A 13,613-nucleotide genomic window follows, 5' to 3' on the forward strand; every position below is an offset into this window, starting at 1 on the left:
CGTCCGCCAGGCCTGGTGGGAGAAGCGGGACGCTGGAACGCCTGCACCGCTGTTGACCTGGGGAAACGACCGTTCCCTGGAACGGCGGGATGGGACACGGGGTGGGAGGAAAAGGTGTCGCGGGACACGGCTGCGGCGGAGTTCGCCGCGCGATTGAGGGCGCTGAAGGAGCGGTCCGGGCTGAGCTACGGGGTGCTCGCCAAACGGCTCCACATGAGTACGTCGACCCTGCACCGGTACTGCAACGGGGACGCGGTACCGACGGAGTACGCGCCGGTGGAACGGCTGGCCCGGCTGTGCAGGGCGAGCTCCGAGGAACTGGTCGAGCTGCACCGGCGGTGGGTGCTGGCGGACGCGGCCCGGGGGCGGAAGGGCGCGCCGCCGGAGGGAGCGGCGCCCGCGGACGCGCCGGCGCCTGTGGGCGAACCGGAGGAGGACACGGCGGCCCGGGACCGGGAAGCGGACGGTCCTCCGACGGCCGGGCAGCCCGAGGCCGAGAGCCCGGAGACCGGGGGCCCGGAGGGGGAGGGCCCGGAGACCGAAGTTCTGGAGGCGGGGTCACGCAAGGCCGAGGTCCCGGAGGCGGGGCCCCGGGAGGCCGGGGTCCCGGCGGTCACCGGTCCCGGCGAGGTCCGCACCCGCTTCCGCCGCCGCACCCGGACCGCCGTCCTCGCGGGGATCGCCGTGGCCGCCGTGCTCGGCGGGGTCACGCTCGCCCTCGGCCCGCTGGACGGGGACGACGGGGGCGACCGGAAGGACCCGGTGGGGGCGGCGGCCGTCGACGGCGGGGCGGACGGGGACAAGGACGCCACCACGTCACCCTCCGCCTCACCTTCCGCCTCCGCCTCCGTCTCCGCCTCGGCCTCCGCCTCCCCCTCCGCGAAGGCCAAGGAGACGCCCCGCACCCCGGCCACCGCCTCCACCGCCCCGGCGGGTGACGGTGACGGTGGCGGCGACCGGGGCGCCGTACCGCTGACCGTGCAGGCCAATCCGTACGCGTGGCAGGGCCCCTGCTCGCAGCGGTACCTGATCAACAGGCCGGCGAGCGAGGTGAAACCACCGCCGCAGGAGCCGGGCGCGACGGCGTGGGTCAGTTCGTTCGGCGCCGTCTCGTCGGGGGAGCAGTACGTGCAGCTCACCGTGCAGGGGACCGGGGACGAGACGGTGGTCGTGCAGGGACTCACCGTGCGGGTGGCGGGCAAGCGGTCGCCGCTCCCCTGGAACGACTTCGTGATGGGCTACCCCGGGGTGGGCTGCGGCGGCAACGTGCCCACGCGCTCCTTCACGGTCGCCCTCGACGCCGCGCGCCCGGTCGTGACCCCGGCGCCCGGGCAGCGGGACTTCCCGTTCTCGGTGAGCGAGTCGGACCCCGAGGTCTACTACGTCACGGCGGCCGCCTCCGCCCACGACGTGAGCTGGTACCTGGAGCTGAAGTGGTCCAGCGGCTCACGCAGCGGCACGCTCACCGTGGACGACAAGGGCCGCCCCTTCCGCACCAGCGGCAACGACGGGCGTCCGGCGTACGAGTTCCCGCTGGGCGGCGAGGAGTGGGTCCCGGAGGGCACGACGAGCCTCGACTAGAACCGGGCCGGACCGTCCGGATCGCGGAAAGCCGCGTGCAGGCGGCACGCGGTTTCCTAGGCTGCGGGACACGTGCCGCCACCGCAGCCGAAGGAGCCGTGCCATGACCGCCACCGAGCCCGCCCCCGCCCTCGCCCCCACCCCGCGGTTCGCGGCGCGGGCCCGCGCGGTCGGCGGCTCGCCCGTACGGGACATCCTGGCCGTGACCGCCCGCCCCGAGGTGATCAACTTCGCGGGCGGGCTCCCGGCCCCCGAACTGTTCGACGCCGACGGCATCGCGGCGGCGTACCGGGCGGTGCTCACCGAGGTGCCCGCGCGGGCCCTGCAGTACTCCACCACGGAGGGCGAGCCCACCCTGCGGGCCGCGCTCGCCGCCCGTACCTCGGCGCGCGGACTGACCACCGACGCCGACGACGTCCTCGTCACCACCGGCTCGCAGCAGGCCCTGTCGCTGCTCGCCACCGCCCTGCTCGAACCCGGCGACACCGTCCTCGTCGAACGCCCCTGCTACCTGGCCGCGCTCCAGGCCTTCGGCTTGGCGGGCGCCCGGGTGGTGGCCGTGCCCGGGGACGAGGACGGGATCGACCCCGGGGCACTGGAGGAGCTGGTGGTGCGCGAGCGCCCCAAGCTGCTCTACACGGTCCCCACCTTCTCCAACCCCACCGGCCGCACCCTGCCGGCCGCCCGCCGCGCCGCCGTCGCCGAGGTCGCCGGGCGGTGCGGGCTGTGGATCGTCGAGGACGACCCGTACGGCGAGCTGCGCTTCGAGGGCGAGCGGGTGCCGTGGATCGCCTCCTACGAGGGCGCCCGGGACCGGACCGTGCTCCTGGGCTCCTTCTCCAAGGTGATGGCCCCCGGCCTGCGCCTGGGCTGGCTGCGCGCCCCCGCCGGTCTGCGCCGCGCCTGCGTCGTCGCCAAGCAGGCGGCCGACCTGCACACCCCGACCGTCAACCAGCTCGCCGCCGCCCGCTACCTCGCCGACAACGACCTCGACGCCCATGTCCGCCGCGTCTCGGCCGTGTACGGCGAACGCCGCGACGCCATGCTCGCGGGCCTGCCCGCCGCCCTCCCCGAGGGCTCGACCTGGACCCGTCCCGAGGGCGGCATGTTCCTGTGGGCGCGACTGCCGGACCCGTACGACACCACCGCCCTGCTCCCCGCCGTCGTCCGGCACGACGTGGCGTACGTCCCCGGCGCGCCCTTCCACGCCGACGATCCCGACCGCGCCACGCTGCGGCTCTGCTTCGTCACGCAGACCCCGGACGAGATCGCGGAAGGGCTGCGCAGGCTGCGGGAAGGGCTGCGGGAGGCGGCGCGCCGGACGGCCTAGGACCCGCGGCGGGGTCCCGGCGTAGGACCAATGGACGAGGGCGGGGCGTGGGCGCCGCACGTACGGTGATGCCATGCCTGACAGTGCACGGACGACACCCTTCTCCCTGGAGGCCTACCTCGAGCGCATCGGCTGGGAGGGCGGGCGGCGCCCCGACACGGCCACGCTCCGCGGCGTGCAGCTCGCCCACATGAAGGCCATCCCCTTCGAGAACCTCGACGCCCTGGGCGGGCGTGCCCCCTCCCTGGACCTCGCCGACCTCATGGCCAAGCTGGTGCACGGCCGCCGGCGCGGCGGCTACTGCTACGAACACAACACGCTGTTCGCGGCGGCCCTGGAGGCGCTCGGCGTCCGGGTGACCCGGCTGACGGCGCGGGTCGTCGTCGGCGCGGACCGCTTCGAGGACCGCCCGCGCACCCACATGGCCCTCCTCGTCGAGCTGCCCGGCGACCCGCGGCCCCACCTGGCCGACGTCGGCTTCGGCGCCGTCGGCTCGCTGCTGGAGCCGGTGCCGCTGACGGCGGGCACCGAGTTCCACGACGCCGGCCGCCGGCACCGGCTGGTGCACGCACCGCACCGGGGACCGTTGGAGATGTGGGTGCTGGAGGCGCACGTCGCGGGCGGCTGGGAGGCGCAGTACGCCTTCACCGTGGAGCCGTACGAGCCGTCCGACTACGAGGTGATCAACTGGCACGTCGCCACGAACCCGCGTTCCCCGTTCTCCCGGCGCCCCTACGTCCAGCGCCTCACCCCGGACGCGCACCTGCTCCTCGACGGCGACCGCCTCATCGTGACGCGTACCGACGACGGCACGGTCACCGAGGAGAAGATGACCGACGAGGCGGAGGTCCGCCGGGTGCTGGCGCGGGAGTTCGGCATCGACGCCCCCGGGGGACTGACGCTGCTGCGGTGAGGGCGGGCCGGCGCCCGCCCTCACCGCCGGGCCGTACTCAGAGCCGCTCGGGCGTCCGGATGCCCAGCAGGGCCATGCCCCGGTGGAGCGTGCGGGCCGTGAGGTCGCACAGGAAGAGGCGGTTGGCCACCTGCTCAGGCGCATCGGCCTTCAGCACCGGGCACTTGTCGTAGAACGACGTGTACAGCGACGCCAACTGGTACAGGTACGCCGCCAGTTTGTGCGGGGCGTACTCCGCGGCCGCCTCGAAGACCGTGTCCCCGAACGCGTCCAGGTGCAGGCCCAGCGCGCGCTCCGCCGCGTGCAGCTCCAGCTCCGGGTGAGCGGCCGGACGGACCTCGCCGGCCTTGCGGAGGATGGACTGGATACGGGCGTAGGCGTACTGGAGGTACACGCTGGTGTCGCCGTTGAGCGAGACCATCTGGTCCAGGTCGAACTTGTAGTCGCGGTTCGGCGACGTCGACAGGTCCGCGTACTTCACGGCGCCGATGCCGACCTGCGCGGCCCGCTCCAGGATCTCGTCCTCGGTGAGGTCGCGCGCCTTCTCCCGGACGACCTCGGCGGCCCGCTGCACCGCCTCGTCCAGCAGGTCCTCGAGGCGCACGGTCTCGCCCTCACGCGTCTTGAAGGGCTTGCCGTCCGCGCCGAGCACCGTGCCGTAGCCCATGTTGTGCGCGGTGACGTCGTCGTTCAGCCAGCCGGCCCGGCGGGCCGTCTCGAAGACCATCCGGAAGTGCAGCGACTGGCGCACGTCGACGACGTACAGCAGCGTGGTCGCCTGCAGGTCCAGGACGCGGTTGCGGATCGCCGTCAGGTCGGAGGCCGCGTAGCCGAAACCGCCGTCGGCCTTCTGCACGATCAGCGGCACCGGCTGGTCGTCCTTGCCGCGGATCTCGTCGAAGAACACCACCAGCGCGCCCTCGGAACGCACCGCGACGCCCATCTCCTCCAGGAGCCGGGCGGTCTCGGGCATGCCCTCGTTGTACGCGGACTCGCCGACGATCTCCTCGTCGCGGATCTCCATGTCGAGCTTCTCGAAGACGGAGTAGAAGTAGACCTTCGACTCGTCCACGAACTGCTGCCACAGTTCGAGCGTCTCCTTGTCGCCCGACTGCAGGGCGACGACCCGCTTGCGGGCCCGCTCCTTGAACTCCTCGTCCGCGTCGAAGAGCGCGCGCGACGCCTTGTAGACGCGGTTCAGGTTGCTCATGGCCTGCTCGCCGTCCACGTCGGACGCCGGGGCCAGCTCGCCCGGGTGCTCGAACAGGTACTGGATGAGCATGCCGAACTGGGTGCCCCAGTCGCCGATGTGGTGCCGGCCGATCGTCTTCTCGCCGGTGAAGTCGAGCATGCCGCGCAGCGCGTCGCCGATGACCGCCGACCGCAGGTGACCGACGTGCATCTCCTTCGCCACGTTCGGCTGGGCGTAGTCGACGACCGTGACGCCCGGGTCCTCCTTCAGCGGCACGCCGAGGCGCTCGCCGTCCGCGTGCCGCGCGGCGAGGTTCCGGGTGATCGCCCGGTCGGCGACGGTGATGTTGAGGAAGCCGGGGCCGGAGACCTCGACGTCCTTGATCAGCTCGTCGCCGGTGACGATGTGCCCGACGACCTCGGCCGCCAGCTCCCGCGGGTTCGCCTTCGCCTTCTTGGCCAGCGCGAGGATGCCGTTGGCCTGGAAGTCCGCCCGGTCGCTACGTCGCAGCAGCGGGTCCGCGCCGGCGGCCTCGGGGCGGGTGGCCGAGAGGGCGGACGCGAGGTGCTGCTGGACGGAGGCGGTGAGGGACGTGACCGAGGCCATGGAGGCTGCCGTTCTGCTCGGGTTCGTGGACTACTACCGAAGCCGAGTATCCCACGCGGTGAAAAGCGGTTTTCGCGGATGCGGGCCGTACTGGGAGAATGAAAAGGTCAGCCGTGCGACCGTACCGGCTGCCCGAGCAGAAAGAAGGACGTGCCGATCGTGGCTCAGAGCACCGAGACCACCGACTGGGTCTCCCGTTTCGCGGATGAGGTCATCGAGGAGTCGGAGCGCCGGGCCCCGGGCAAACCCGTCGTCGTCGCGTCCGGACTGTCGCCCTCCGGCCCGATCCACCTGGGCAACCTCCGCGAGGTCATGACCCCGCACCTCGTCGCCGACGAGATCCGCCGCCGCGGCCGTCAGGTCCGGCACCTGATCTCCTGGGACGACTACGACCGCTACCGCAAGGTCCCGGCCGGTGTCCCCGGCGTCGACGAGTCGTGGGCCGAGCACATCGGCAAGCCGCTGACCTCCGTCCCCGCCCCCAAGGGCTCCGCCCACCCGAACTGGGCCGAGCACTTCAAGGCCGCGATGACCGCGTCGCTGGCCGAGCTGGGCGTGGAGTTCGACGGGATCAGCCAGACGGAGCAGTACACCTCCGGCGTCTACCGCGACCAGGTCCTGCACGCCATGCGGCACCGCGACGACATCGACGCGGTCCTCGCCCAGTACCGCACCAAGAAGGCCCCGGCGAAGAAGCAGCAGCAGAAGCCGGTGGACGAGGCCGAGCTGGAGGCCGCCGAGGGCTCCGGCGCCGCCGCCGAGGACGACGGCAGCTCCGGCTCCGCCGGCTACTTCCCGTACAAGCCGTACTGCGGCAACTGCGAGAAGGACCTCACCACCGTCACCTCCTACGACGACGACTCCACCGAGCTGACCTACGCCTGCACGGCGTGCGGCTTCTCCGAGACCGTCCGGCTGAACGAGTTCAACCGCGGCAAGCTGGTCTGGAAGGTCGACTGGCCGATGCGCTGGGCCTACGAGGGCGTGATCTTCGAGCCCAGCGGCGTCGACCACTCGTCCCCCGGCTCGTCGTTCCAGGTCGGCGGACAGATCGTCGGGATCTTCGGCGGCGAGCAGCCGATCGGGCCGATGTACGCGTTCGTCGGCATCAGCGGCATGGCGAAGATGTCGTCCTCGAAGGGCGGCGTGCCCACCCCGGCCGACGCGCTGAAGATCATGGAGCCGCAGCTGCTGCGCTGGCTGTACGCCCGCCGCAAGCCCAACCAGTCCTTCAAGATCGCCTTCGACCAGGAGATCCAGCGCCTCTACGACGAGTGGGACCGCCTGGACGCCAAGGTCGCCGACGGCTCCGTCCTGCCCGCCGACGCCGCCGCGCACTCCCGCGCGGTGCGCACCGCGAGCGGCGAGCTGCCGAGGACGCCCCGTCCGCTGCCGTACCGCACGCTCGCCTCGGTGGCCGACATCACCGCCGGTCACGAGGACCAGGCGCTGCGGATCCTCAGCGAGCTGGACCCGTCCGACCCGCTGGGCTCGCTGGACGAGGCCCGGCCCCGGTACGACAAGGCCGAGGCGTGGATCAACACCCACGTCCCCGCCGACCAGCGCACCATCGTCCGCGCGGAGCCCGACGCCGAGCTGCTGAAGTCGCTCGGGGAGCGGGACCGGCAGTCGCTGCGGCTGCTGCTCGACGGCCTCGCCGACAACTGGTCGCTGGACGGGCTCACCCACCTCGTCTACGGCGTGCCCAAGGTCCAGGCGGGCTTCCCCGCCGACGCCACGCCCAAGGAGCTGCCGGCGGAGATCAAGACCGCCCAGCGGTCGTTCTTCGCGCTGCTGTACCACCTGCTGGTCGGGCGGGACACGGGGCCGCGACTGCCCACGCTGCTGCTGGCGGTGGGCCAGGAGCGGGTGCGGGCGCTGCTCGGGGAGTAGGTCCCGGCCGTACGCGCAGGGGGCGCCCGGTGATCACCGGGCGCCCCCTGCGCCGTATGCGCTAGGCGATGTGCTCGTCGGTCAGTTCCGCGTTCAGGCGGTTGGAGAAGCGGTTCACCATGCGCTTGGCATCGGCCTCGTCGAGGGCGACACCGTAGGTCGCCTCGACGTCGGCGATGAACCCGCGCGGGGTGGGAGCTCCGTTCCCGCTCTTTATCGACTCACGGAACACCTGGTAGTACGCCTCCTCGTCCGGGTCGGACGCGGGGGTGCCACCGCCCTCGCCCAGCTCGCGGGTGCGGCCGGGGACGACCGGGATGGGGAAGCTGCCGGTCTCCTCCGGGGAGGGCTCCTGGAGGGGCGGCTCCTCCTGGTACTGGTCCTGGTACTGCTCGGCCTGCCGCTGCTCCGCGTACCAGCGGGCGTACTCCTCGTCGGGGTCGTACGTGGGGTCGTAGCCGCCGTGGTACTCGACGGACTGCGGGTCGCGGGCGTGCAGCCACGGATTGCCGACCGCGTCGTCCCGCGGTGCGGGGTCCTGGTTGCCCTCCAGCTCCAGCCGCTGCTCGCCGGAAGGCGCTGCCACCCGTGCCGCCCCGGCGGCACGACTGCCCGCCGCCGCGTCCGCGGTCGTCCCGAGTTCCGGCGCCGGGGGGATCAGGGCCGGTTCGATGCCCGCCGCCGCCAGGCCCGCCGGAGCCGTGTCGGCCAGGGGAACGCCGTACTTGGCGAGGCGCAGCGGCATCAGCGACTCGACCGGGGCCTTGCGGCGCCAGGCGCGGCCGAAGCGGGAGCGCAGGCGAGCCTGGTAGACCAGACGCTCCTGCTCCAGCTTGATCACCTGCTCGTAGGAGCGCAGCTCCCACAGCTTCATCCTGCGCCACAGCAGGAACGTCGGCACCGGCGACAGCATCCAGCGGGTGAGCCGGACGCCCTCCATGTGCTTGTCGGCGGTGATGTCGGCGATCCGCCCGATCGCGTGCCGGGCCGCCTCCACCGAGACCACGAACAGCACCGGGATCACGCCGTGCATGCCCACGCCGAGCGGATCGGGCCACGCCGCCGCGCCGTTGAACGCGATCGTCGCCGCCGTCAGCAGCCACGCCGTCTGCCGCAGCAGCGGGAACGGGATGCGGATCCAGGTCAGCAGCAGGTCCAGGGCGAGCAGGACGCAGATGCCGGCGTCGATGCCGATCGGGAAGACGTAGCTGAAGTTCCCGAAGCCCTTCTGCAGGGCGAGCTCACGGACGGCCGCGTACGAACCCGCGAAGCCGATCCCGGCGATGATCACGGCACCGAAGACGACCACGCCGATGAGAACCCGGTGCATCCGTGTCAGCTGCAGTGGCGCGGCCACCCGTACTCCCCTCCCAGTGCGTGTTGTTGCGCGCAACAGAGTGGCACATGTGTGCGGAGGACGAGTGGCCGGTTCCGGTTCAGGGCCGCGTCAGTCCTTGCTCGACGCCTTCGAAGCGGACTGCGAGGCCGACTTCGAAGGGGACTTCGAGGGCGACTGGGACGCCGACTTCGAGGGCGACTTCGACGGCGCGGCATCCGTGCCGTTCGCCTCCGTCACCGAGGCCACGGCCTCCTTGGCCGCCTTCCGCGCGTCCTTCACCAGGTCGTCGGCGTCCGGCGTCCTGTCACCGGCGAGGCCGGCGCCGTTGTAGTCGAGGGTGACGACCACGTTCTCGACGCGGGCCACGACCGTCTGCTGCTTGAAGGTGCCTTCCTTCTTCTTCAGGTCGTAACGCACCGTCGTCGCCTCGTCGCCGATCCCGTCGGCCGGCTCCGTCCTGACGTTCTTCGCGCCCTCGTCCGACTGGGCGTCCCGCACCTGCTTGCCGTAGTACTCCCGGGCGAGCTCGTCGCCAGGGCCGCGGGTGGTGTCCGAGTCGAAGCGCAGCATCGACACGTTCAGCCAGCGGAACTGCGAACCCTTCACGCCGTTGTTCTCCAGGCTGTCCCAGGAGCAGCTGCCCCGGGTGGAGATGTCGTCGGAGGAGCCCTCCTTGCCCGACTTCGCCTTCGGCACCAGGTCGTCCAGGGTCTTCTCGGACAGCACCGCGCACGGCTCCGGGAGCGTCCGGTACGCCGCCTCCCGCACGGTCGGGGACGGGCTCGCGGACGGCGAGGCCGAGGCGGAGGCGGCCTTGTCACCGCCGTCGTCGGAGCCGGAGTCCGAGGAGCAGCCGGCGGTGACCAGCATCACGGGGACGGCTGCCGCGCAGACAAGAACGCGGGTAAGGCGCTTCGCTCGCTCGGGCTGCTCTCGCTCTGCTCGTCGCTGCATGGTTCCTTCACTCATGACGCTCGTGTTCCCTGCGGTCGGAACGGGATCCGAGGGGTCACGGTACGCGGTGAGCCACCCGTACGGTCTTCCCCCGCACGCTTCGCGCACAGGGGCGGAGGGGCCGCGGGGCATGTTCAGCCGTTCAGTGAACCGGCCAGCTCCGAGGCCAGCTTCCGTGCCCTGTCCTGCAATTCCTTGCTGTCCGGGACGACTCCGACGGTCATCGGCTGCTCCGCGTACTCGACGGTCACGATCACGTTGGACGTGCGGAACGCCACAGTCACCGTGCGCCGCTCGGCGGTCGAACCGGAGTCGTCCAGCTCGTCGTCGAGGAACGCCTCCTCGCCCAGGTCCTCCAGGAAGCGGGGCTGGAGGTCGGAGGGGGCGACGGACGGCGAGGCGGCGGACGACCCGGACGAGGGGGACGAACTCGGGTCCGCGGAGGGGTCGATGGACGGAGTGCCGGACTCGGTGGTCGTCACCGTCGGCTCCGGCAGGTGCGCCGCCGCCTGCCGGGTCGCGAAGAGCTCCTCGGCCTGGGCGTCGTCGCTGACGGCGTTGTCGTAGGAGACGACCCGCTCGAAGTCGACCAGCAGGTGGTCGGTCGCCGCCGCCGACTCCACCTTCCAACGGCAGCCCACCTTGCGGTCGGTGTCGTAGGTGAGGGTCGCCTCGCCCGCGTACGCCTTCTCGCGCTGTGCCTCGTCGGTCATCTCCCCGATGCCGGGCAGGAGTTGTTCGAGCGTCGTACGGTCGACCACGCCGCAGGGCTCGGGGAGCGTGGCGTACTTGCCGGGCTGGGCGGCCTGGGTGGCCGTACCGGCGCTTCCCGGATCGGAGCTGTCCGACCGGCCGCCCTCGTCCGAGCTGCCGGTGCAGCCGGCCAGGACGGCCGCCAGGAGCGCGGCGACGCCGGATACGTACGCCTTCCGCTGCACGGTCGGGCTCCTCTCGACGGTGGGGTGCGGGCCGGTGCCCGCCGGGTCCCCCCAGTGTCCCCGCTGGTTAATCGCTTGCCGCACGGGGGCGCCCCCGGCAGACAATGTGTATCGCACGCACTGCCGTGAACGCCGGTCTCCCATCCCTTTTCACCGACCTTGGCGCCGGTTTTGCGATTCAGGAATTCTGCTTGCCTTCTGGGGGAATGGGGACGTTATGTCGTACGTGGAACTGCCGGGTGCCAAGGTGCCGATCCGCATGTGGGCGGATCCGGCGACGGTGGAGGAGGGCGCCCTCCAGCAGTTGCGCAACGTCGCCACCCTGCCGTGGATCAAGGGCCTGGCCGTGATGCCGGACGTGCACTACGGCAAGGGCGCGACGGTCGGGTCGGTGATCGCGATGCGGGGTGCGGTGTGCCCGGCCGCGGTGGGCGTCGACATCGGCTGCGGCATGTCCGCGGTGCGGACGTCCCTGACGGCCGACGACCTGCCCGGTGACCTGTCGCGGCTGCGGTCGAAGATCGAGCAGGTCATCCCGGTGGGCCGGGGGATGCACGACGACCCGGTCGACCCGGGGCGGCTGCACGGCTTCGGGACGGGCGGCTGGGACGACTTCTGGAGCCGCTTCGGCGGGGTGGCGGACGCGGTGAGGTTCCGCGAGGAGCGCGCCGTGAAGCAGATGGGCACCCTGGGAGGGGGCAACCATTTCATCGAAGTGTGCACCGACACGGAGGGTTCCGTCTGGCTGATGCTGCACTCCGGTTCCCGCAACATCGGCAAGGAGCTCGCCGAGCACCACATCGGCGTGGCCCAGAAGCTCCCGCACAACCAGGGCCTGGTCGACCGCGACCTCGCCGTCTTCGTCGCGGACACTCCACAAATGGCGGCGTACCGCAACGACCTCTTCTGGGCGCAGGAGTACGCGAAGTACAACCGCTCGATCATGATGGCGCTCCTGAAGGACGTGGTCCGCAAGGAGTTCAAGAAGGCCGGGCCGACCTTCGAACCGGAGATCAGCGCGCACCACAACTACGTGGCCGAGGAGCGCTACGAGGGCATGGACCTGCTGGTGACCCGCAAGGGCGCGATCCGCGCGGGCTCCGGCGAGTACGGGATCATCCCGGGCTCCATGGGCACCGGGTCGTACATCGTCAAGGGCCTCGGCAACGCCAGGTCCTTCAACTCGGCGTCGCACGGCGCCGGCCGGCGGATGAGCCGCAACGCGGCGAAGCGGCGCTTCTCGACGAAGGACCTGGAGGAGCAGACGCGGGGCGTGGAGTGCCGCAAGGACTCCGGCGTCGTGGACGAGATCCCGGGCGCGTACAAGCCGATCGAGCAGGTCATCGACCGGCAGCGGGACCTGGTGGAGGTCGTCGCGAAGCTGAAGCAGGTCGTCTGCGTGAAGGGCTGACGCGACAGGGCGACGAGGAGGGCGGGTCCGGGGGGCCCGCTACTTCGCGTGGCTGACCGCGTAGATCATGACGAAGGCCACGATGTGGATGCCGAAGAGGAAGTAGCCGAGGTAGTACCAGACGTAGCGTTCGCGCTTCGTCTCCAGGGCCAGGCGGCGCTGCTCGCTGTCGGACATCACGGCTCCCGGTGAACCTTGGTGTTGGAGGCTTGTGCGCGCGGGCGGACGATCATCAGGTCGATGTTGACGTGGGGCGGGCGGGTCACCGCCCAGGTGATGGTGTCGGCCACGTCGTCCGCGGTGAGCGGCTCGGCGACGCCCTGGTAGACCTTGGCGGCCTTCTCCGCGTCGCCGCCGAAGCGGGTGAGGGCGAACTCGTCGGTCCTGACCATGCCGGGCGCGATCTCGATGACGCGCACCGGGCGGCCGACGATCTCCAGGCGCAGGGTCTCGGCGAGGACGTGCGCGCCGTGCTTGGCGGCGACGTAGCCCGCGCCGCCCTCGTAGGTGGCGTGGCCGGCGGTGGAGGAGACGACCACGACCGTGCCGTCGCCGCTGGCGTCCAGCTTGGGCAGCAGGGCCTGGGTGAGGTTGAGGGTGCCGAGGACGTTCGTCTCGTACATGGTGCGCCACTGGTCCGGGTCGCCGGTGGCGACCGGGTCGGCGCCGAGCGCTCCGCCGGCGTTGTTGACGAGGACGCCGACGGTCTTGAAGGCGGTGGCGAACTCGTCGACGGCGGCGCGGTCGGTGACGTCGAGCGGGTAGGCCGTCGCCGCGTGCCCGGCCGCGGTGATCTCCTCGGCGAGCGCCTCGATGCGGTCCTTGCGGCGGGCGGTGAGGACGACGCGGTAGCCGGCCTCGGCGAGCCGGCGGGCCGTGGCGGCGCCGATCCCGCTGCTCGCACCCGTGACGACGGCGATGCGGGACGCGGCGGGCGGTACGGCGGTGGCCATGGGCTGCTCCTCGGACGTACGGGTCGTGGCGGGGGTCTGTGCGGCCAGCATAGGCGGGGACGGCCGGGCGGCGGCGGGGCGGGCGGCGGCTCCGGCGGCGGAGGCGTCAGCCGTTGCGCGGGGCCCACATGATCACGGCCATCCCGGTGAGGCAGACCAGCGCGCCGGTGACGTCCCAGCGGTCCGGGCGGTAGCCGTCGGCGACCACGCCCCACAGGATCGAACCGGCGACGAAGATCCCGCCGTACGCGGCGAGGACGCGGCCGAAGTGGGCGTCGGGCTGGAAGGTGGCGACGAAGCCGTAGGCGCCGAGGGCGAGGACGCCGCCGGCCGCCCACAGCCGGCCGCGGTGTTCGCGCACGCCCTGCCAGACCAGCCAGGCGCCGCCGATCTCCAGGACGGCGGCGAGGACGAACAGGGCGGCGGAACGGAGGATCGGCATGCGGGCAGCATCGCACGCGGTGCGGCACCCGGCGGGGGGCGCCCGGCGCGGGCCGGGTACG

Annotated in this window: 12 protein-coding genes; 5 read left to right on the forward strand and 7 right to left on the reverse strand. The window is 72.2% G+C overall.

Going from position 1 to position 13,613, the window contains the following annotated elements; genetic code table 11:
* The first annotated feature begins 114 nt into the window (after positions 1 to 114).
* The 3 genes from ABTY20_RS28810 to ABTY20_RS28820 all read left to right on the forward strand — a co-directional run bounded on the left by ABTY20_RS28810 (position 115) and on the right by ABTY20_RS28820 (position 3,824).
* On the forward strand, positions 115 to 1,581 hold the full coding sequence (locus ABTY20_RS28810; protein WP_502991908.1) for a helix-turn-helix domain-containing protein: 1,467 nt from the start codon (positions 115 to 117) through the stop codon (positions 1,579 to 1,581).
* Positions 1,582 to 1,684: 103 nt separating this feature from the next.
* Entirely contained in the window at positions 1,685 to 2,911 is a 1,227-nt protein-coding gene (locus tag ABTY20_RS28815) for an aminotransferase-like domain-containing protein (RefSeq protein ID WP_351999990.1), read from the forward strand.
* 73 nt (positions 2,912 to 2,984) lie between these two features.
* Entirely contained in the window at positions 2,985 to 3,824 is an 840-nt protein-coding gene (locus tag ABTY20_RS28820; RefSeq protein ID WP_351999991.1) for an arylamine N-acetyltransferase family protein, read from the forward strand.
* 37 nt (positions 3,825 to 3,861) lie between these two features.
* Here the strand turns inward: ABTY20_RS28820 and argS are convergent, their stop codons facing one another.
* Positions 3,862 to 5,622, reverse strand: coding sequence for an arginine--tRNA ligase (argS, locus tag ABTY20_RS28825; protein WP_351999993.1), 1,761 nt, complete (start codon positions 5,620 to 5,622; stop codon positions 3,862 to 3,864).
* Positions 5,623 to 5,772: 150 nt separating this feature from the next.
* Here argS and lysS point away from each other — a divergent pair, with 150 nt between their 5' ends.
* Entirely contained in the window at positions 5,773 to 7,515 is a 1,743-nt protein-coding gene (lysS, locus tag ABTY20_RS28830) for a lysine--tRNA ligase (RefSeq protein ID WP_351999994.1), read from the forward strand.
* Positions 7,516 to 7,576: 61 nt separating this feature from the next.
* Here lysS and ABTY20_RS28835 read toward each other — a convergent pair whose 3' ends face one another.
* The 3 genes from ABTY20_RS28835 to ABTY20_RS28845 form a co-directional block, all read right to left on the reverse strand.
* Complete coding sequence (locus ABTY20_RS28835; RefSeq protein ID WP_351999996.1) at positions 7,577 to 8,872, reverse strand: DUF2637 domain-containing protein; 1,296 nt, start codon at positions 8,870 to 8,872, stop codon at positions 7,577 to 7,579.
* 90 nt (positions 8,873 to 8,962) lie between these two features.
* Positions 8,963 to 9,808, reverse strand: coding sequence for a DUF3558 family protein (locus tag ABTY20_RS28840; protein WP_351999998.1), 846 nt, complete (start codon positions 9,806 to 9,808; stop codon positions 8,963 to 8,965).
* A 134-nt stretch (positions 9,809 to 9,942) separates the two neighbouring features.
* Complete coding sequence (locus tag ABTY20_RS28845) at positions 9,943 to 10,746, reverse strand: DUF3558 domain-containing protein (protein WP_352000000.1); 804 nt, start codon at positions 10,744 to 10,746, stop codon at positions 9,943 to 9,945.
* A gap of 217 nt (positions 10,747 to 10,963) precedes the next feature.
* Here ABTY20_RS28845 and ABTY20_RS28850 point away from each other — a divergent pair, with 217 nt between their 5' ends.
* Entirely contained in the window at positions 10,964 to 12,157 is a 1,194-nt protein-coding gene (locus ABTY20_RS28850; protein WP_352000001.1) for an RtcB family protein, read from the forward strand.
* 39 nt (positions 12,158 to 12,196) lie between these two features.
* On the opposite strand, the gene ABTY20_RS28855 is transcribed toward ABTY20_RS28850, so the two are convergent.
* The 3 genes from ABTY20_RS28855 to ABTY20_RS28865 all read right to left on the reverse strand — a co-directional run bounded on the left by ABTY20_RS28855 (position 12,197) and on the right by ABTY20_RS28865 (position 13,552).
* Positions 12,197 to 12,334 carry a hypothetical protein gene (locus ABTY20_RS28855; protein ID WP_352000002.1) on the reverse strand — a complete coding sequence of 46 codons (138 nt, stop codon included), beginning with the start codon at positions 12,332 to 12,334 and terminating at the stop codon, positions 12,197 to 12,199.
* The gene (locus ABTY20_RS28860; protein WP_352000004.1) at positions 12,334 to 13,110 is read right to left on the reverse strand and encodes an SDR family NAD(P)-dependent oxidoreductase; all 777 of its coding nucleotides are present in this window, start codon (positions 13,108 to 13,110) and stop codon (positions 12,334 to 12,336) included. The genes ABTY20_RS28855 and ABTY20_RS28860 overlap by 1 nt, the downstream gene beginning before the upstream one ends.
* A 106-nt stretch (positions 13,111 to 13,216) precedes the next feature.
* Positions 13,217 to 13,552 (reverse strand): YnfA family protein, encoded by a 336-nt coding sequence (locus ABTY20_RS28865; protein ID WP_352000006.1) that lies wholly within the window; start codon positions 13,550 to 13,552, stop codon positions 13,217 to 13,219.
* Between the last annotated feature and the right edge of the window lie 61 nt (positions 13,553 to 13,613).

Source organism: Streptomyces sp. NPDC126497 (assembly GCF_040302425.1).
Taxonomy (GTDB): domain Bacteria; phylum Actinomycetota; class Actinomycetes; order Streptomycetales; family Streptomycetaceae; genus Streptomyces.

Bases quoted from the DNA above. Each gene is read 5' to 3' on its own strand.
- ABTY20_RS28855 (WP_352000002.1), bottom strand. From the start codon at position 12,334: ATGTCCGACAGCGAGCAGCGCCGCCTGGCCCTGGAGACGAAGCGCGAA.
- argS (WP_351999993.1), bottom strand. From the start codon at position 5,622: ATGGCCTCGGTCACGTCCCTCACCGCCTCCGTCCAGCAGCACCTCGCG.
- ABTY20_RS28850 (WP_352000001.1), top strand. From the start codon at position 10,964: ATGTCGTACGTGGAACTGCCGGGTGCCAAGGTGCCGATCCGCATGTGG.
- ABTY20_RS28815 (WP_351999990.1), top strand. From the start codon at position 1,685: ATGACCGCCACCGAGCCCGCCCCCGCCCTCGCCCCCACCCCGCGGTTC.
- ABTY20_RS28820 (WP_351999991.1), top strand. From the start codon at position 2,985: ATGCCTGACAGTGCACGGACGACACCCTTCTCCCTGGAGGCCTACCTC.
- ABTY20_RS28860 (WP_352000004.1), bottom strand. From the start codon at position 13,110: ATGGCCACCGCCGTACCGCCCGCCGCGTCCCGCATCGCCGTCGTCACG.
- ABTY20_RS28865 (WP_352000006.1), bottom strand. From the start codon at position 13,552: ATGCCGATCCTCCGTTCCGCCGCCCTGTTCGTCCTCGCCGCCGTCCTG.
- ABTY20_RS28840 (WP_351999998.1), bottom strand. From the start codon at position 9,808: ATGCAGCGACGAGCAGAGCGAGAGCAGCCCGAGCGAGCGAAGCGCCTT.